The organism is Massilia sp. Root133 (assembly GCF_001426525.1).
GTDB lineage: Bacteria > Pseudomonadota > Gammaproteobacteria > Burkholderiales > Burkholderiaceae_D > Telluria > Telluria orientalis.
This window is the reverse complement of sequence record NZ_LMEW01000031.1, coordinates 499,853-518,075: the sequence shown is the minus strand read 5'-3', so window position 1 is coordinate 518,075 and position 18,223 is coordinate 499,853. Positions and strand designations below refer to the sequence as shown.

The following is an 18,223-nucleotide window of genomic DNA, read 5'->3' as shown; positions in this document are numbered from 1 at the left end:
CTTTTTCGTTATCGTTGATCGGGATTAGGGATGGTAGTGCACGTGGTCGTGATCGTGGTCGTGATCGTGGCCACCGACGATCTGGTCGACGATGAAGTCGACAGCCTCGTCGAACGGCACGCTCGTCTGCTGCTGGCCGCCTTCGCTGTCACGCAGCGATTTCACGGCGACGACGCCGTTCTCGACCTCGTCCTCGCCGATGATCACGGCGAATGCGGCGCCGGAACCGTCGGCCTTCTTCATCTGGCTCTTGAAGCTGCCCGCGCCGGCCGGGGTGGCGCAGTGCAGGACGACGTCCAGGCCCGCGTCGCGGATGCGCTCGCCGAGGATGAATGCCTTCGTCTGCGCGTCTTCACCCTGGTGCACGAGATAGACGTCGCACTGGGCCGGCGTGGCCGGTTCGCCCTGCTCTTTCATCAGCTCGATCAGGCGCTCGATGCCCATCGCGAAGCCGATGCCCGGCGTCGGCTTGCCGCCGAAGGTCTCGATCAGCGGATCGTAGCGGCCGCCCGCGCAGACGGTGCCCTGCGCGCCCAGCATGTCCGTGACCCACTCGAACACGGTGCGGTTGTAGTAATCGAGGCCGCGCACCAGACGCGGGTTGACGGTGTACTGGACGTTGTTCGCATCGAGGATCTTCTTCAGGCCCTCGAAGTGCGCGAGCGATTCGCCGCCCAGGTAGTCCAGCAGCTTCGGCGCGTTGTTGACGAGGTTCTGCATCGCCGGGTTCTTCGTATCCAGGATGCGCAGCGGGTTCGCATGCAGGCGGCGCTTCGCTTCCGCGTCGAGGACGTCGATGTTCGCTTCGAAGTAGGCGATCAGGTCGGCGCGGTGGCGCTGGCGCTCTTCCGCGTTGCCGATCGAGTTCAGTTCGAGGCGGATGTTGTCGAGGCCCAGGTCGTCCCACAGGCGGCGGCACAGCATGATCAGTTCCGCGTCGATGTCCGGACCGGAGAAGCCGATGGCTTCCGCGCCGAACTGGAAGAACTGGCGGTAGCGGCCGCGCTGCGGACGCTCGTGGCGGAACATCGGGCCCTTGTACCACAGGCGCTTCGGACCGTCGTACGCGAGATTGTGCTCGATGACGGCGCGCACGACGCCGGCCGTGCCTTCCGGACGCAGGGTCAGCTGGTCGCCGTTCATCGAATCGGTGAAGGAATACATCTCCTTCTCGACGATGTCGGTGACGGCGCCGATGGCGCGCGCGAACAGGCCCGTTTCCTCGACGATCGGGGTGACGATCTTCTGGTAACCGTAGCTCTTCAGCACGGATTCCGCGGTGTTCTCGAACAGCTCCCACAGCGGCGCGTCGGCCGGCAGGATGTCGTTCATGCCTTTGATGGCGACGATTTTCTCTTTTTTCTCGGACATTCTGATTCCTCGCCGTCGTTCCCGCGGAGACGGGAACAGCCCAGTGGGCTGTTCCCCCCATACTGAGCATCTTCAGCCAGCTCAGCATGGGCCCCCGCCTGCGCGGGGGCGACGTTATATTGTTTCGGTTTGCTTACCGTAATTCTTCTGTACGTAATCCAGCACGATCGTCTTGAACTCATCCACGATCCGCTCGCCCCGCAGTGTAGCGACCTTTTGCCCATCCACAAAGACCGGAGCCGCCGGCGATTCGCCCGTCCCCGGCAGCGAGATGCCGATGTTCGCGTGCTTCGACTCGCCCGGACCGTTCACGATGCAGCCCATCACGGCCACGTTCATCGCTTCGACGCCCGGATAGGTCTTCTTCCATTCCGGCATCTGCTCGCGCAGGAAGGTCTGGATGTTGTCGGCCAGTTCCTGGAACACGGTCGACGTCGTGCGGCCGCAGCCGGGGCACGCGATGACCATCGGCGTGAATTTACGGAGGCCCATCGTCTGCAGGATTTCCTGGCCGACGACGACTTCCTTCGTGCGGTCGCCGCCCGGTTCCGGCGTCAGCGAGATGCGGATCGTGTCGCCGATGCCTTCCTGCAGCAGCACGGACAGCGCGGCCGTCGACGCGACGATACCCTTGCTGCCCATGCCCGCTTCCGTCAGGCCCAGGTGCAGCGCGTAGTCGCAGCGCTTGCCCAGTTCGCGGTAGACGGCGATCAGGTCCTGCACGCCCGACACCTTGCACGACAGGACGATCTGGTCGCGCCGCATGCCAAGCTCCTCGGCGCGCTGGGCGTTCTCGATCGCCGACGTGATCAGCGCTTCGTACATGACGGACTGCGCGCTCCACGGCTGGGCGCGGGCGGCATTCTCGTCCATGATGCGCGCGAGCAGTGCTTGGTCCAGGCTGCCCCAGTTGACGCCGATGCGCACCGGCTTGTCGTAGCGGATCGCGGTTTCGATCATCTGGGCGAACTGGGTGTCGCGCTTGGCGCCCTGCCCCACGTTGCCCGGATTGATGCGGTATTTCGACAGCGCCTGCGCGCACTCGGGATAATCGCGCAGCAGCAGGTGGCCGTTGTAGTGGAAGTCGCCGACGAGAGGGACGTCGACGTCCATCCTGTCGAGCTGTTCGCGGATCGCCGGCACGGCAGCCGCCGCTTCCGGCGTGTTCACGGTGATGCGCACGATCTCGGAACCGGCACGCGCCAGTTCCTTGACCTGGATGGCGGTGCCGATCACGTCGGCCGTGTCTGTGTTCGTCATCGACTGCACGACGACCGGGGCGTCGCCGCCGACGATCACCTTGCGCGCGCCGTGCTGCACGACCACGCCGCGGCTGGCGCGGCGCGGCAGCGGGCCGGAACCGATCGGGTCGTTGGCGTTGTTCGAGAAAGTCATCTGTTTATTCCGTTCTTACTGCAAATTCACACGGGACAGCGTCTTGCCGGGTACCGGCGGCAAAGCGACGGCCGTACCGCGCAGCATGGCCGTGACGCCGCCCGGATTGCCGACGGTCACACGCACGGGCTGCTCGACATTGACGGTCTCCGTGCTGCCGGCCTTGACGAGGCGCGAGAACAGCGGCGCGCCGCCCTTCGCCGGACGCACTTCGATCCACGAATCTTCGCGCACGTTCAGCACGAGCGCGTTGGCGCCGGCGGCGGCCGGGGCAGCCGGCGCGGTCGCGGCCGGAGCCGGCGTCGCGGGCGACGTGGCGCCCGGCGCGGCGGCCGGGGCCGTGGGAACAGTGGTCGGCGGCGCGCCGGTCGCGGTCGTACCCGGAACATTGACGACAGCACCCGGGGCAGCAGTCGTTGCCGGCGCCGATGCGCTCGCGCTCGGACCCGGCACGGAAATCAGCGGCACGGCCGGATTCTGCAGGGCCTCGACGGAGCTGCCGTTGGCGGCCTCGGCCGAGGCACCGGTCGCGGCCGGCGTGGCCACGGTGGTACCCGTTTCGGCATGCTGGCCGCCCGGCACGAAGCCGAAATGCCACGCCGCGGCAGCGGCAGCCACGACGACCACGACGGCGCCCGCGATCATCCCCAGCGGCAGGGACGAACGCTTGCCATGGCTCGGGAATTTCGATTGGGAGAACGAGGTCGGCGTCGGACGGCGGTTCGCCGTGACGGCGCTCGTATCGGGCGCGGGCTCGGTCTCCATGGCGATCTGGGCCACCAGCGGCGCCGGATCGACCTTCACCAGCTTGGCGTAGGCCCGCACGAAACCGCGGGTCACGGCCGGACTCGGCAGGGACGCGTAATCGCCCGCCTCCAGGGCGATGACCTGGCGCACCGCCAGTTTCAACTGGTCGGCCACCTGCTCGACCGACCACCCCATCGCCTCGCGCTGCCTGGCCAGGACCTGGCCGGGAACACCGTGCACAGGCGGTTGGTTGTCGGGCGTCGCCGGCTGATCTGCACGCTCGGAACTCATTGTCGTTGTCTCACTCATTAAATGCACCGCGCTCGAAGGCCGCGTACTCGGACGAGCCGGGGAAGCGCTTGCGCAACTGCGCCGCCAGCGAAGCTTCCGTGGCCCGGTCGCCGAGCATGTGCTTGACCCGGATGGCCAGCCACAGCACGTCGGCCGACAGCGTATCGAGCTTCGCTGTCTCCGTCAGGCGGTTAATGAAAAACCCGGCGCGGGTGTAATCGCGCCGCTCGAAATACACCCGGGCCAGGCCGGCGCTCGTCGCCGCCAGGTCGGGATCGTAACGCAGGGCGTCGAGCAGATAGCGCTCGGCCGCGTCGACGTTCTTCATCTTCAGGCTGCAGTTACCTGCGTTCACCATGGCTTTGACCGGCGTCGCGTAATTTGGATTCTTCAGCGCGGCGTCAAAATAGCCCATGGCCTCGGCCGGCTTGCCGCCGGCGTCACACAGGAACAGCCCGTAATTGTTCGACAGGTCCGGATTGCGCGGCGCCAGGCGCAGCGCGTGCCGGTAGTTCTCGTCGGCGAGACGGTTTTCGTTCATCGCCGTGTAGATCAGGGCGCGCACGCCGTACGCATCCGCATCGTCCGGGTCCGCGGCGATAGCCTGCTTCACCTCGTCCAGCGCGATCTCGTACTTGCGCTCCTGGTAATAGCCCACCGCCAGTTGCAGGCGGATCTGGGCGCGTTTTTCCGCGGCCGTCTGGTCGGACAGCGTCTTGAGCTCATGCGATTCGCCCGCCATGCCGCCATTGCCGGCGCATGCCGCCAGCAGCAACGGGAGGGCGAGCGCGCAGGCCAGGCGTCCGGACAGCTGCGGCATCAGGACGAGATCTCCACGATCTTGCCGAAGTTCGGCCCGAATTTCTGCTGGTATTCAGCCATCTTGCTCATGCGCTCGTTTACGCGGGTACGGTCCTTGACCTCGCCCGCCAGCTGGCCGCAGGCGGCGTCGATGTCGTCGCCGCGCGTCTTGCGGATCGTCGTGACGAGGCCGGCATCCATCAGCACCTGCGCGAACGCCTTGATGCGCGGGTTCTTCGAACGCACGAGGCCGGATTCCGGGAACGGGTTGAACGGAATCAGGTTGAATTTGCACGACACGCCGACGACCGGATCGTTGACGAGGGCAACCAGTTCGCGCGCATGCTCGTCCGTGTCGTTGACGCCGTCCAGCATGCAGTATTCGAACGTGATGAAGTCGCGCGGCGCAAATTCCAGGTAGCGCCTGCACGCAGCCATCAACTCGCGCAGCGGGTATTTCTTGTTCAGCGGCACGAGCATGTCGCGCAGCGGGTCGTTCGAACCGTGCAGCGAGACGGCCAGCGCCACCGGGCATTCCTGCGACAGCTTGTCCATGTTCGGCACGACGCCCGACGTCGACACGGTCACGCGGCGGCGCGACAGGCCGTACGCGTTATCGTCCAGCATCAGTTTCAATGCGGTGACGGTCGGGTCGAAGTTCAGCAGCGGCTCGCCCATGCCCATCATGACGACGTTCGTGATCTGGCGCTCGCCCTTCGGACCCGGCTCGATGCCCTTCGTGCGGCGCAGCTCGAACTCCGCCATCCACAGCTGGCCGATGATCTCGGACACGGAGAGGTTGCGGTTGAAGCCCTGCTTGCCCGTCGAGCAGAAGCGGCAATTGACGGCGCAGCCGGCCTGCGTGGAGATGCACAGCGTGCCGCGCGTCTCTTCCGGAATGAACACGGTTTCGACGGCGTTGCCGTTGCCCACGTCGACGAGCCACTTGCGGGTGCCGTCGCTCGACGTGTGGTCGCTGATGATCGCCGGCGCACGGACTTCGGCGCGCGTCTTGAGCTTTTCGCGCAGCGACTTCGCCAGGTCGGTCATGTCGTCGAAATCGGCGACGCCGAACTGGTGGATCCAGCGCTGCAGCTGTTTCGCGCGGAACGGCTTCTCCCCCAACTCGGCGCAGTAAGCGACGAGCTGCGCGGGATCGAAGTCCAGCAAGTTGGTGAGAGTTGCCATGATTGAATCCTGTGCCTTCAAAATAAGTCCCGCCCGCCGGGCTCTTCGAGCATGGGCGAGCGGGATATTGCAATGTTAAACCGGCACCAGGCCGATCAACACAAAAAAATTGCTACTAAGATTAACGCGAGTAGACGTTCAGTGCCGGGAAGTAGTAAGCGATCTCGACAGCTGCGGTCTCGGCAGCGTCCGAACCGTGCACGGCGTTGGCGTCGATGGAATCGGCGAAGTCGGCGCGGATGGTGCCCTTGTCGGCTTTCTTCGGATCGGTTGCGCCCATCAGTTCGCGGTTCTTGGCAATCGCGCCTTCGCCTTCCAGCACCTGGATCATGACCGGGCCCGAGATCATGAAGTCGACCAGGTCCTTGAAGAACGGACGCTCTTTGTGGACAGCATAGAAACCTTCGGCTTCGGCGCGCGACAGCTGGGCCATACGGGCAGCGACGATCTTCAGGCCTGCGCCTTCGAAACGGCTGTAGATTTGGCCGATCACGTTTTTAGCGACTGCGTCAGGTTTGATGATCGACAGGGTGCGTTCGATTGCCATTTAAAAACTCCAATAAAAAGAAAGGTTTAAATCGAGATTTGGGAACTCAATCAACCTTCTATTTTACCATACATCCTGGATGCCACCGATATTGCGTCGGGCCGACCGCGGATGATACAGTGACATCGGTTCGACCTGGTCCATACCCGGGTGTGCGCTGGCCCTTAGGCAAGACTTAAAACTTGCGCTTCCAGCATATTCACCCCTGTTGACGCCGGGTCCAGTCCCCATATGGGGAGCAAAGCGATTTCTTCCAACGGAGGCATTATGATTCCCAGCCTGCAGAAAACCTACGACGTCTCGGCCATCCAGGCCACGCGTCACCGCGTGCTGCGCAACACTTACTGGTTGCTGGCACTGTCCATGATCCCGACGGTGTTCGGCGCCTATATCGGCCTGCAAATGGCCCTGCCGATCTTTGCTAGCGGCATGGGCGTGATCCTGTTCCTCGCGATCGCGTTCGGTTTCATCTTCGCGATCGAGAAGACCAAGAACTCGGCGGCCGGCGTGCCGATCCTGCTCGCCTTCACGTTCTTCATGGGCTTGTGGCTGACGCCGCTGCTGCGCTTCACGCTCGGCTTTTCCAACGGCGGCACGCTGATCATGACCGCGTTCGCCGGCACCGCGGCCGTGTTCGCCACGATGGCGACGATCGCGACCGTATCCAAGCGCGACTTCTCGGGCATGGGCAGCTGGCTGTTCGCCGGCGCCATCGTCGTGATCCTGGCTGGCCTGGCCAACATCTTCCTGCACCTGCCGGCGCTGATGCTGGTCGTGTCGGTGCTCGCGATGGTGATCTTCTCGGCCTTCATCCTGTTCGACGTGAACCGGATCGTGAACGGCGGCGAGACCAACTACATCAGCGCGACGCTGGCCATCTACCTGGACATCTACAACGTGTTCACGAGCATGCTGCAACTGCTGGGCATCGGCTTCGGCAACCGCGACTGATCCATCCGCTCGCATCGAAGAGCCGGCCTGCGGGCCGGCTTTTTTATTGCCCCAATTCGGGGTCAGAGCACATTTCTGATCAATGTCCTGGCTCACAACGAAACCGTCACGCCGAGCCACACCACCGCCATGCGACCGCCCGCAATCCAGCTGCAGCACGCAGAGGAAACTTGCCTCGAAGATCGTGCGCCAAAAAGTGCTCTGACCCCGAATTTGTTCCGAAATGTGCTCTGACCCCGAATTTAATTGAGCTTAAGGATCTTACTGAAAGTATGATTGTCAGAACCGAACGCCCCTGCGTACAATATCCGTTCGCTTTCGACTCCGTCCCCCATGTCCCGTAGCCTGGTCCACGTATTGCTGTCGCTGCTGCTGCTCGTTTCGCAGCAGTTGTCGCTCGCCCACGGCTATACCCACTGGACCGAGGCCGACGACACGCTCGTCCAGCAAGTCGCCGCCGACACGGACGATGACGGCACCGGCAAGCTGCCCAAGCCCGGCCTGCACGACCTGTGCGGCCAGTGCGCGGCCAGCGCCCAGATCGCGTTTGCGCTGCCGACTTCGCTGCGCCAATTCGTTCCGGCCGAGCTGGCCTATGCCGTGCCCGCCGTGCCTGCCACGCCGGGCATCTGCCTGCTCACGGCCTGCCCGTTCCAGTCGCGCGCGCCACCTCAAGCCCGATAACGCTCCCGCTTTTCCCGTACCGCCCGGCGCGTCCCGGCGGCATGGGCCGTTATCCATTCGCTTGAGATTGTAGAAAACCATGAAAATCGAACGTACGCTGCTCGCCAGCGCGCTCCTGCTCGCCTTCCACCCGGCCGTTCGCGCCGATGACCAGGAAATCATCAACGACGGCAAGATCCAGCAAGTCGTCGTCACCGCCAGCCCGCTGCGCAACGGCGAAGGCGACCAGATCCTCACGCCGGCTAAAGTGCTCGCCGGCGACGAGTTGCGCGACAAGGTCGGCAGCTCGCTGGGCGAAACCCTGCAGAACGAACTGGGCGTGTCCGCCTCCGCGTTCGGCGCGGGCGCGTCGCGCCCCATCATCCGCGGCATGGAAGGTTCGCGCGTGAAAATGCTGGAAAACGGCATGGCGACGTCGGACGTGTCCGGCCTGTCGAACGACCACGCCGTCGCGTCCGAAGGCGCCATCGCGCGCCAGATCGAGATCCTGCGCGGCCCCGCCGCCCTGCTGTACGGCTCGGGCGCCATCGGCGGCCTCGTCAACGTCGTCAACGAACGCATCCCGACGGCGCTGGAACCGAAGTTGACGGGCCAGGTCGAGACCCGCCTCAGCACCGTCGACAACGGCAAGGACATGTCCGGCACGCTGGACGGCTCCATCGGCAAGATCGGCCTGCACCTGGACGGCAACGCGCGCAACACGGACGACTACCAGATCCCCGACCTGCGCGTGGTGAACGACCCCACGTCGCGCATGAACCGCCTGCCGAATTCCGACACGAAGGAGCGCAACATCGGCATCGGCGGTTCGTACATCGACGACTGGGGCTATGCGGGCCTGTCGGCCTCGCACTTGACGAATTTCTATGGCATCCCGACCGACGAGGGATCGCACATCGACCAGCGCCAGAACCGCTACGACTTCGACAGCGTCGTCAAGAACCCGCTCGCCGGCCTCGAAAGCGCGCGCGTGAAGGCCGGCTATACGGACTACCACCACGCCGAGCTGGACGACGGCGTGCCGGCCACGCTGTTCTCCAATAAATCGTTCGAATCGCGCGTCGAGCTGACGCACAAGCCGATCACGAGCCTGGGCCTGCACGGCACGTTCGGCGTGCAGACGGAAAACACGCATTTCTCGGCGCTGAGCGCGGCAGGCGGGCCGGACACCGTGCCCGTGACGCATTCGACGACGCAGGCCGCCTTCCTCGTCGAGGAATGGAGCCAGGGCCCGCTGCGCTGGAACGCGGGTCTGCGCTATGAAAACGTCGACCGCAAGCCGGTCTCCAACCGTGAGCGTACCTTCGACCTGGGCTCCGGCTCGATCGGCGCGCTGTGGCCGTTCACGAAGGGGTATTCGGCCGGCGCGACGGTGTCGTACGCGCAGCGCGCGCCCGCGACGGAGGAACTGTATTCGGGCGGCCCGCACGACGCCACGCTCACGTTCGACGTGGGCGATCCGAACCTGCAAAAGGAAGTCTCGCGCAACATCGAGCTGTCGCTGCAAAAGACGAGTGGCCTGCTGCGCTGGCGCGTGAACGCGTACCGCAACAACGTCAACAACTTCATCTACGGCCACATCATGGACGCGTCGTTCGACGAGGACGGCAACCCGGGCGGCGAGTTCCGCCAGCGCCTGTTCCAGCAGGCCAAGGCGCACGTCCAGGGCGCGGAAGCGGAGATGACGTGGAACCAGATCGGCATGGGCTGGAACGGCCGCGTGTTCGCGGACACCTCGCGCGGCTACCTCGACGACGCCGGCAACCTGCCGCTGCAGCCGGCCGACCGCGTGGGCGCCGCGATCGGCTACCGCCAGCCGCACTGGCGCGCCGGCCTCGACTGGACACACGCCCGCGGCCAGGACCGCCTCGCGGCGTTCGAGACGTCCACGACGCCGTCGTACAACCAGGTCAATGCCAATGTCTCGTACACGCAGAGGCTCGAGCACCTGGACCTGACGTACTTCGTGACGGCGAAGAACCTGCTCAACGAGGACATCCGCCTGGCCACGTCGCTGCTGAAGGACATTGCGCCGCTGCCGGGACGGAATGTCGTGTTCGGCGTAAGAGCAAAGTTCTGACATGACGCCGTCATTCCCGCGCACGCGGGAATCCATACCGAGCGTCCACGTTCAGCTCGGCATGGGTTCCCGCTTCCGCGGGGACGACGGCTAGTGCCGTATTGACGTCCCGTGCGCCACGCGCTCGGGACGTCCGTTATAGTCTTGCCATCAAACCCAATCCCCTCGGCATCAGCAGTACGTTTGCCGCCACAAATGGTCCTTCGGAGACATTTTATTCTCCAGGTATCAACGGAGTTTCTCGCGCGGAAAATGTATTTTTTTGCATAGCCGTTCCAGCTTATGCATTTGCGCATAAAATGACCGCTTTCGGACTCGGAAGCGATCGGCATGGAAGCGGCAACGCGCGACTTTCATCTCCTCGGCAGCACCGGCGCCGTCCGCGCCGGTTACCACGTCCATGACTGGTCGGCGTCCCCCCTCGGCCCGCCGGACCGCTGGAGTCCCGCATTGCGCAATGCGGTCAGCCTGATCCTCGAATCCGAATTCCCCATGTACCTCGCCTGGGGCCCGCACCTGGCGCTGCTGTACAACGCCGCCTTCATTCCCCTCCTCGACGGCACCCATCCCGCTTCGCTCGGCCGCCCGCTGGCGCAGGTCTGGCCCGACCGCTGGCCCGGCCTGAAGCCGCTGGTCGAACGTGCCCTCGCGGGCCACGCCACGTACGGCGAGGACGTGCCGAGCCCGATCGACCGCAACGGCAAGCCGTACAACGCCTGGTTCACGCTGGCCTATTCTCCGGTGCGCGACGATGCCGGCACCGTGCGCGGCATGCTGTGCGTGACGAGCGAGACGACCCAGCGCGTGCAGCTGGAACGGCGCCACGCCGTGCAGCTGCAGGTGGTCGACAGCCTGCGCCGCCTGCACCACCCGTCCGACATCATCGAAGGGTCGTGCACCTTGCTCGGCAAGCACCTGGAACTCGAGCGCGCCTGCTATGTCGAAACGGACGAGGAAGACGGCAGCTTCGAAGTGATGCACGACTGGGCCCGCGACGCGGGCGCGCCGCTCATCGGCCGGCGCGCCCGCCTGGACGACTTCGGCCCGCAGGCGCTGGCCCTGCTGCGCACGGGTTCGCCGCTGGCCGTGCGCGACGCGACGGCCGACCCGAGGCTCCCCGCGCGCGGCGAGCGCTACGCGGCCGCGGGCGCGCGCGCGATCCTCGTCGTGCCCAAGGTCAGGCGCGGCCAGCTCGTGGCGGCCCTCGTCGGCTATTCCACCCAGACGCGCGACTGGGACGAGGAAGCGCAGCGCCTCGCCACCGACATCGCCGAGCGCAGCTGGGAAGCGCTGGACCGCGTGCGCGCGGAACAGGCCTTGCGCGACGCCGTCGCGCGCCAGACGACGCTGCTCGACATGAACGAATTCCGGCTCGAAGTGTCGGACCTGCTGCGCCGCCTGAACGACCCGGCGCAGATCTTCGTCCAGACCGGCGCCATGCTGGGCCGCTTCCTGCAGGCCAGCCGCGTGCTGTACGGCGACTACGACGCCGACAAGCAGCTCGTCACCTTCCACTCGAACTACACGGACGGCATCGTCGCCGAACTGAACGGCACCTTCCCCGCCGCGCTGTTCGGCGTGGCGAATTTCAGCACGCTGAGCCTGGGCACGTGGGTGTCGAGCGACCTGCAGCGCGACCCGCGCACGAGCGGCCCCGACGTGTGGCCGAACTATGCGGCGCTGCAGATCCGCTCCGCCGTCGTCGTGCCCTTGAACCGCAATGGCGCGCTGACGAGCTGTCTGTTCATCAACGATAACCTGCCGCGCGTGTGGAGCGCCGACATCGTGCGCCTGATCGAGGACGTCGCCGAGCGCGCGTGGAGCGCCGTCGAGCGCGTGCGCGCGGAAGACGCGCTGCGCCTCGCCGACCGCCGCAAGGACGAATTCCTCGCGATGCTGGCGCACGAGCTGCGCAACCCGCTGGCGCCGATCTCGGCCGCCGCGCAGCTCCTGAACCTGGGCCCGCCGGACAATGTCCGCGTGGAGCGCACGAGCGCCATCATCGCGCGCCAGGTGGCGCACATGACGGGCCTGATCGACGACCTGCTCGACGTCTCGCGCGTTACGCGCGGGCTCGTCGTGCTGACGCGCGAGGAGGTCGACCTGCGCCGCGTGATCGGCGACGCGGTGGAGCAGGTGCGCCCGCTGATCGAGGCGCGCCGCCACCAGCTGGCGCTGCATTTGTCGACGGAACCGGCCATCGTCGAAGGCGATCCGAAGCGCCTCGTGCAGGTGCTCGCGAACCTCCTGAACAACGCGGCGAAGTACACGCACGAAGGCGGCCGGCTGTCGATCTGGATGGGCATCACGCCCGAGCAGGTGCTCGTGACCGTGTCGGACAACGGCATCGGCATCTCCGCCGAACTGCTGCCGACCGTGTTCGACCTGTTCTCGCAGGCCGAGCGCACGCCGGACCGCTCGCAGGGCGGCCTCGGACTCGGCCTTGCGCTAGTGAAGAGTCTCGTGGAACTGCACGGCGGGATGGTGACGGCGGCCAGCGAAGGCCGCAACCTGGGCAGCGAATTCACGATCCGCCTGCCGCGGCTGCACAGCGCCACCGCACCCGCCGGCGGCACGGCCGCGGCCGGTCCCGCGGCACCGGGCGCGGCGCGCGGGCTGTCGCTGATGCTGGTGGATGACAACGTCGACGCCGCCATGACGCTGGGCCTGCTGCTGGAATCGGGCGGCCACCACGTGGCGGTGATGCACCACCCGGGCGAGGCGCTGGAACGGGCCGCGCAAGCGCATTACGACGCGTTCCTGCTCGACATCGGCCTGCCCGGCATGAACGGCTACGAACTGGCGCGCCGGCTGCGCAAGGTGCCCGGCTGCAGCGAGGCGACGCTCGTCGCCATCACGGGGTATGGCCAGCAGTCCGACCAGGCCAGCGCGGCGTATGCCGGCTTCGACAGTTATTTCGTCAAGCCGGTCGATCCGGCCGGCCTGTTCGCGTTACTGGACCGCGTCGCCGCCCGTTGACGCGTTGTCGGCGACGTCCGGCGCCGCGAATTCGCGCGGCTGGAAGTTCTCGAGCCGCTCGAACACACCGATCGATTCCACGTGCGACGTGTGCGGGAACATGTTCGCCACGCCTGCCTTCTTGAGCACGTAACCGGCGCGGTGCGTCAGGATGCCGGCATCGCGCGCCAGGGTCGACGGGCTGCACGACACGTACACGATCCGCTGCGGCAGCAGGTCCGGATTCGTCAGGCGCAGTTCGGCCAGCGCGATCGCCAGCGCGACGGCGCCGTCGCGCGGCGGGTCGACCAGCATGCGGTCGAATTTACCCAGCGCGATCAGGTCGTCCTTCGTCACCTCGAACAGGTTGCGCGTGTAGAACGTCGTCTTGTCGGCCAGGCCGTTGGCCCTGGCGTTTTCCAGCGCGCGCGTCGTCAGCGCCGTGCTGCCTTCGATGCCGACGACTTCGCGCGCCTGCGTCGCCAGCGGCAGCGTGAAGTTGCCGAGGCCGCAGAACAGGTCGGCCACGCGGTCGCCCGGCTGCACGTCCAGCAGGGTCAACGCCTTGTGCACGAGCAGGCGGTTGATCTGGTGGTTGACCTGCGTGAAATCGGTCGGCTTGAACGGCATCCTGATGCCGAATTCCGGCAGCGTGTAGTACAGTTCCCTGTAGTTAGGCTCATCCTTGAGCGGATAGTACGGCGCGGCGGTGTCCGGGCCTTTCGGCTGCAGCCACCACTGGATGTTCCATTGGTCGGCGAACGCTTTCACCAGCGTCTCGTCCGCGGGGCTCAACGGTGCCATGATGCGCAGCACGAGCACGGTCGTCTCTTCGCCGACGGCGATCTCGATCTGCGGCATCTGCTGGTAGATCGACAGCGCGCCCACCAGTTCGCGCAGCGGCACGAGCATGGCGGACAGGTGGTCCGGCAGGATCTCGCAGCTCGTCATGTCGGCCACGTACGACGAATGGCGCTCGTGGAAGCCGACCAGCACCTTGCCCTTCTTGGCCACCCAGCGCACCGACAGGCGCGCGCGGTAGCGGTAGTCCCACGTGGGGCCATACATCGGGCGCATGATGTTCTCGGCCTTCGTCTTCCCGATGTGCCACAGGTTGTCTTCCAGGACGCGCTGCTTCATCGCGACCTGGGCCGACGGCTCCAGGTGCTGCATGGAGCAGCCGCCGCAATGCCAGAAGTGCGGGCATTTCGGTTCGACGCGCATGCTCGACGCCTTCTGCAGCGTGACCATGCGGCCCGATTCCCAGTTCTTCTTCTTGCGCAGGGTCTCGAAGCTGACGCGCTCGCCCGGCAGCGCGCCTTCGACGAAGATCACTTTACCTTGCGTGCCGTCCTCGTTCTCCAGGTGGCCGACGCCGCGCGCGTCCATGTCGAGGGATTTGATGTTGATGAAGGTTTCTTGCATGGGAATAGAGAGCTGATCGCGCAACCAAACAACGTCGTCCCCGTGAAAACGGGGACCCATGCTGAAGATCACGGAGCCGGAGTGCCTGCGGGTCGACTGCGGTTGCTCAGCATGGATTCCCGCGTGCGCGGGAATGACGACTTGTGGCCGATGCCGGCCAGCCGGGCATCATAACAAGGAATCGCGGACGACGCCACGGGCGGCCATCGCCCGTTTCAGTTTGACGAGGGCTTCCTGCTGGATCTGGCGCACGCGTTCGCGCGTCACGCCCATCTCCTCGGCCAGGGTTTCCAGCGTGGCCGGATCGTCGTTGTCGAGGCCGAAGCGGCGCATCACGACGAGGCGCTGCTTGTCCGGCAGCTTCTGCAGCCAGTCGCGCACGAGCACCGTCATTTCGTGCTGCTCCGCGTGGGCGTCCGGGCTGACGTCGCCCTCGTCCGGCAGCATGTCCATCAGGCTGCTCTGCGGATCGTTGTCGAGCGGGGCGTCGAGCGACGTCGCGTGTTCGGACAGCGCGAGGATGTCCTGCACTTCTTCCACAGGCCGGCCGACGAGGCTGGCGATGTCTTCCGCGCTCGCTTCCTTGCCGTCGTGGTGCTGGGCCTCCAGGTGGTATTTCGCGCGCAGCACCTGGTTCAGCTCGCGCACCATGTGCACGGGCAGGCGCACGGTGCGGGCCTGGTTCATGATCGCGCGCTCGATGCTCTGGCGGATCCACCACGTCGCGTACGTGGAAAAGCGGAAGCCGCGCTCCGGCTCGAACTTGTCGATCGCGCGCATCAGGCCGATGTTGCCTTCCTCGATGAGGTCGAGCAGCACGACGCCGCGGTTGATGTAGTGCTTGGCGATGGAGACGACGAGCCGCAGGTTATGCTCGATCATCTTTTGGCGCGCATTGAAGTCGCCCGCCTTGGCGAGGGTCGCGTAATGCACTTCCTGTTCGGCCGTGAGCAGGGGCTTGGCGCCGATGCGGTTCAGGTAGTGCTGGGTGGTGTCCGTCGAGAGCTCGGCCTGCAGCACGCTTTTCAGCTCGTCGACGGTGTCGACGACGGCCGTCGCCGCGCCTTCCGGCAGCAGCTCGGCGCGGTCGACGCCGTCCGCCCCGAACTCGCCGTCGTCCAGCGGTTCATCCGGATTCTCTTCCGGCGTGTCGTTGTCCAACGGGTCGGGGGGCAAGGTCATCGGCTCTCTCTAGCGACTGGGCAGGAACTTGGCCGGGTCGACCGGCTTGCCCTGCTGGCGTATCTCGAAATGCAGTTTGACGGTGTCGGCATCGGAATCGCCCATCTCCGCGATCGCCTGGCCCTTGGTCACGTTCTGACCTTCCTTCACCAGGATGGTGCGGTTGTGCGCATATGCCGACAGCAGGCTGTTGCTGTGCTTAACAATCACGAGATTACCATATCCGCGGATGCCGCTGCCGGCATACATCACCTTCCCGGAACCCGCGGCCATCACCTGCTGGCCCATCTTGCCGGCGATGTCGATGCCCTTGTTCTTGCCTTCGTCGAAGGTGGCGATGATTTTGCCGTCGGACGGCCACATCCAGCTCAGTTTCTCGTCGTCGTTCGCGGTGACGGTGGTGCCCGGGGTCACCCCCGCCGAGATCACTTTCTCCGCCTTCGGATTGTCTTCTTTCGCGGCCAGGTTCGATTCGCTGTACGGCTTCTTGGCGCCGTTCGGTTCCGTCTTCTTCGGCACGGCCGGCGCCTTCTCGGCACCCGGCATCGCGATCGGCGACGTCACGACGCCGTTGCCGTTGCCGTTACGTTCGGACGGCGCCACTTTCAGCACCTGGCCGACCTTGATGTCGTCCGGATCGGCCAGGTTGTTCCAGGCGACGAGGTCGCGGTAGTTCTGGCCGTGGTCGAGGGCGATGCGCAGCAGGGTGTCGCCGCGCCGCACGGTATAGGTACCGCGCGCGTCGGGCTTCGACTCCTCGGCGGCCGGCGCCGGCGCCGGCTGCGGGCGGGGACGGAAGCTGGATGCGGTCGGGGCCGGACGGTCGATCACGGGGGCTACGCGGGTCTCGGTGCTGCAGGCGGACAGGATGCCGAGACTGAGGGTCAACAGGGCTAAGCGGGGCGTAAGTTTCATTCTCTCTATAATTCTTTTACAACAACTGGCATTCAAGCGATGCCTGGCCGCAGCGGGACAAAATGACAGGCTTCCAGCGTTTCGCTGGTCCATTCCGCCTTGCCGGTACGGGTAATGCGCTGCAGGTGCTGGACCTGAGCACCGACGGGCGCCACCAGGCGGGCGCCAATGGCCATCTGCTCGAGCAATGCACGCGGCACCTCGAGACCGGCCGCCGCCAGGATGATGCCGTCGAACGGGGCCACCTGCGGGAGCCCTAGCATACCATCTCCGTACTGCAAGCGCAGATTGGCGATACGCAACGGGCGCAGATTGGCCTTCGCCAGCTCATGTAACGGCTTGATGCGCTCGATGGAATACACCTCCTGCGCCACGCACGACAGCACCGCGGCCTGGTAGCCGCAACCCGTGCCGATCTCGAGCACGCGGCGCAGCGGCTGCTTACTGTCCTTGAGCAACTCGATCATGCGCGCGACGATGTACGGCTGCGAAATCGTCTGGTTGTGGCCGATCGGCAGCGAGATGTCGACATACGCCTGGGCCAGCATGCCCGGCTCGACGAACATATGGCGCGGCACGATTTCCAGCGCGGCCAGCACCTGCGGGTCCTTGACGCCCTGGCGGGCGGCCCGGGCCGCCATCGCGCGGCGCGGTGCTTCCGTGGCCGCCAGGTCGGACCGCACGACGGTCTGCTGCGGCTGGGCCGGTTTGGTCGTGCCCGGCACGCCGGCCGGCGCGCCGCCGCGCGGCTGTGCCTGGCTATTCTCGCGCGCGTTCTGGGTCGCCGTCTGCGGGGTGGCGACCGGCGCCGGCGCAGCGGGCTTTCGGGTGCCGCCGCCCGTCACGGACGAGAGCGGCAGAGGAAACTGGCTGCGCTTCTCGCTCATCCGAGCCCTCGCCGCAGCTGGTCCAGCTGGTCGCGGTGCGTGAGGTCGACCTGCAGCGGCGTCACCGACACACAGCCCTGGCTCGTCGCGTGGAAATCGGTACCCTCGCCCGCGTCGCGGCAGGCGCCCGGCGCCCCGATCCAGAAGATCTCGCGCCCGCGCGGATCCTGGCCGCGGATGACGGGCTCGGACTGGTGACGCCGGCCCAGGCGGGTCGGCACGAGCGGTCCCATCTGCTCGTACGGCAAATTCGGAATATTTACGTTCAGCAAAAACGGCGCGTCCAGCATCTCGAAACGGCGCAGCACGATGTCGCGCGCCACCCGCGCGGCCGATTCCACCTCCGCCCAGCCGCCATGCACCTGGGAAAAAGCGATGGCCGGGATCCCGAACAGATAGGCTTCCGTCGCCGCAGCCACCGTGCCGGAGTACAGCGTGTCATCGCCCATGTTCTGGCCGTTGTTGATGCCGGAGACGACCAGGTCCGGGCGTACGTCGAGCATCCCCGTCAACGCGATGTGCACGCAGTCGGTGGGGGTGCCGTTGACGAAATAAAACCCATTGGCAGCCTTCGACACCGACAGCGGACGGTCCAGCGACAACGAGTTCGACGCGCCCGAGCGATTGCTGTCGGGCGCGACGACCACGATGTCGGCGACTGTCGCGAGCGCATCGGCCAAGGCGTTGATGCCGGGGGCGAGATAGCCGTCGTCGTTACTGATAAGGATACGCATCCTGCGATTTTACCTGAAGCAACGGCGAGATCGACCAATCGGACGCCACATTTATTGCCCCCCGGAC

15 protein-coding genes are annotated in these 18,223 nt (G+C 65.8%); 4 read left to right on the top strand and 11 right to left on the bottom strand.

Annotation, left to right across the window (positions count from 1 at the left end; all coding sequences use genetic code 11):
- Positions 1 to 24 precede the first annotated feature (24 nt).
- From hisS to ndk, 6 genes are all read right to left on the bottom strand, one after another.
- The gene (hisS, locus tag ASD28_RS20315; protein WP_056132256.1) at positions 25 to 1,371 is read right to left on the bottom strand and encodes a histidine--tRNA ligase; all 1,347 of its coding nucleotides are present in this window, start codon (positions 1,369 to 1,371) and stop codon (positions 25 to 27) included.
- Between the two features lie 114 nt (positions 1,372 to 1,485).
- Positions 1,486 to 2,766: a flavodoxin-dependent (E)-4-hydroxy-3-methylbut-2-enyl-diphosphate synthase gene (gene ispG / locus ASD28_RS20310; protein ID WP_056132251.1), complete on the bottom strand. Its 1,281-nt coding sequence runs from the start codon at positions 2,764 to 2,766 to the stop codon at positions 1,486 to 1,488.
- A gap of 15 nt (positions 2,767 to 2,781) precedes the next feature.
- Complete coding sequence (locus ASD28_RS20305; protein ID WP_056132250.1) at positions 2,782 to 3,804, bottom strand: RodZ domain-containing protein; 1,023 nt, start codon at positions 3,802 to 3,804, stop codon at positions 2,782 to 2,784.
- A 10-nt stretch (positions 3,805 to 3,814) separates the two neighbouring features.
- Positions 3,815 to 4,624, bottom strand: coding sequence for a type IV pilus biogenesis/stability protein PilW (pilW, locus tag ASD28_RS20300; protein WP_056132248.1), 810 nt, complete (start codon positions 4,622 to 4,624; stop codon positions 3,815 to 3,817).
- On the bottom strand, positions 4,624 to 5,796 hold the full coding sequence (gene rlmN, locus ASD28_RS20295; protein WP_156650923.1) for a 23S rRNA (adenine(2503)-C(2))-methyltransferase RlmN: 1,173 nt from the start codon (positions 5,794 to 5,796) through the stop codon (positions 4,624 to 4,626). Before rlmN ends, pilW begins: the two co-directional genes overlap by 1 nt.
- Before the next feature lie 118 nt (positions 5,797 to 5,914).
- Positions 5,915 to 6,340 carry a nucleoside-diphosphate kinase gene (gene ndk, locus ASD28_RS20290; RefSeq protein WP_047824070.1) on the bottom strand — a complete coding sequence of 142 codons (426 nt, stop codon included), beginning with the start codon at positions 6,338 to 6,340 and terminating at the stop codon, positions 5,915 to 5,917.
- Positions 6,341 to 6,607: 267 nt separating this feature from the next.
- On the opposite strand from ndk, the gene ASD28_RS20285 reads away from it, so the two are divergent.
- The 4 genes from ASD28_RS20285 (at position 6,608) to ASD28_RS20270 (ending at position 13,034) form a co-directional block, all read left to right on the top strand.
- A complete protein-coding gene (locus ASD28_RS20285; protein ID WP_056132240.1) occupies positions 6,608 to 7,291 on the top strand; it encodes a Bax inhibitor-1/YccA family protein in 684 nt (227 codons plus the stop codon).
- Positions 7,292 to 7,624: 333 nt separating this feature from the next.
- Complete coding sequence (locus tag ASD28_RS20280) at positions 7,625 to 7,975, top strand: hypothetical protein (protein WP_156403997.1); 351 nt, start codon at positions 7,625 to 7,627, stop codon at positions 7,973 to 7,975.
- Between the two features lie 79 nt (positions 7,976 to 8,054).
- Positions 8,055 to 10,055: a TonB-dependent receptor gene (locus tag ASD28_RS20275; RefSeq protein WP_056132234.1), complete on the top strand. Its 2,001-nt coding sequence runs from the start codon at positions 8,055 to 8,057 to the stop codon at positions 10,053 to 10,055.
- A gap of 330 nt (positions 10,056 to 10,385) precedes the next feature.
- Positions 10,386 to 13,034 (top strand): ATP-binding protein, encoded by a 2,649-nt coding sequence (locus tag ASD28_RS20270; protein WP_056132229.1) that lies wholly within the window; start codon positions 10,386 to 10,388, stop codon positions 13,032 to 13,034.
- Here the strand turns inward: ASD28_RS20270 and rlmD are convergent.
- The 5 genes from rlmD to surE all read right to left on the bottom strand — a co-directional run bounded on the left by rlmD (position 13,008) and on the right by surE (position 18,156).
- The gene (gene rlmD, locus ASD28_RS20265; protein ID WP_082577652.1) at positions 13,008 to 14,438 is read right to left on the bottom strand and encodes a 23S rRNA (uracil(1939)-C(5))-methyltransferase RlmD; all 1,431 of its coding nucleotides are present in this window, start codon (positions 14,436 to 14,438) and stop codon (positions 13,008 to 13,010) included. The two genes, ASD28_RS20270 and rlmD, sit on opposite strands and share 27 nt — an antisense overlap.
- Positions 14,439 to 14,606: 168 nt before the next feature.
- The gene (rpoS, locus tag ASD28_RS20260; RefSeq protein WP_056132226.1) at positions 14,607 to 15,620 is read right to left on the bottom strand and encodes an RNA polymerase sigma factor RpoS; all 1,014 of its coding nucleotides are present in this window, start codon (positions 15,618 to 15,620) and stop codon (positions 14,607 to 14,609) included.
- Positions 15,621 to 15,629: 9 nt separating this feature from the next.
- On the bottom strand, positions 15,630 to 16,535 hold the full coding sequence (locus ASD28_RS20255) for a peptidoglycan DD-metalloendopeptidase family protein (protein ID WP_056132222.1): 906 nt from the start codon (positions 16,533 to 16,535) through the stop codon (positions 15,630 to 15,632).
- 32 nt (positions 16,536 to 16,567) lie between these two features.
- On the bottom strand, positions 16,568 to 17,422 hold the full coding sequence (locus ASD28_RS20250) for a protein-L-isoaspartate(D-aspartate) O-methyltransferase (RefSeq protein ID WP_056132221.1): 855 nt from the start codon (positions 17,420 to 17,422) through the stop codon (positions 16,568 to 16,570).
- Positions 17,419 to 18,156, bottom strand: coding sequence for a 5'/3'-nucleotidase SurE (gene surE / locus ASD28_RS20245; protein ID WP_056132218.1), 738 nt, complete (start codon positions 18,154 to 18,156; stop codon positions 17,419 to 17,421). The genes ASD28_RS20250 and surE overlap by 4 nt, the downstream gene beginning before the upstream one ends.
- Positions 18,157 to 18,223: the final 67 nt, after the last annotated feature.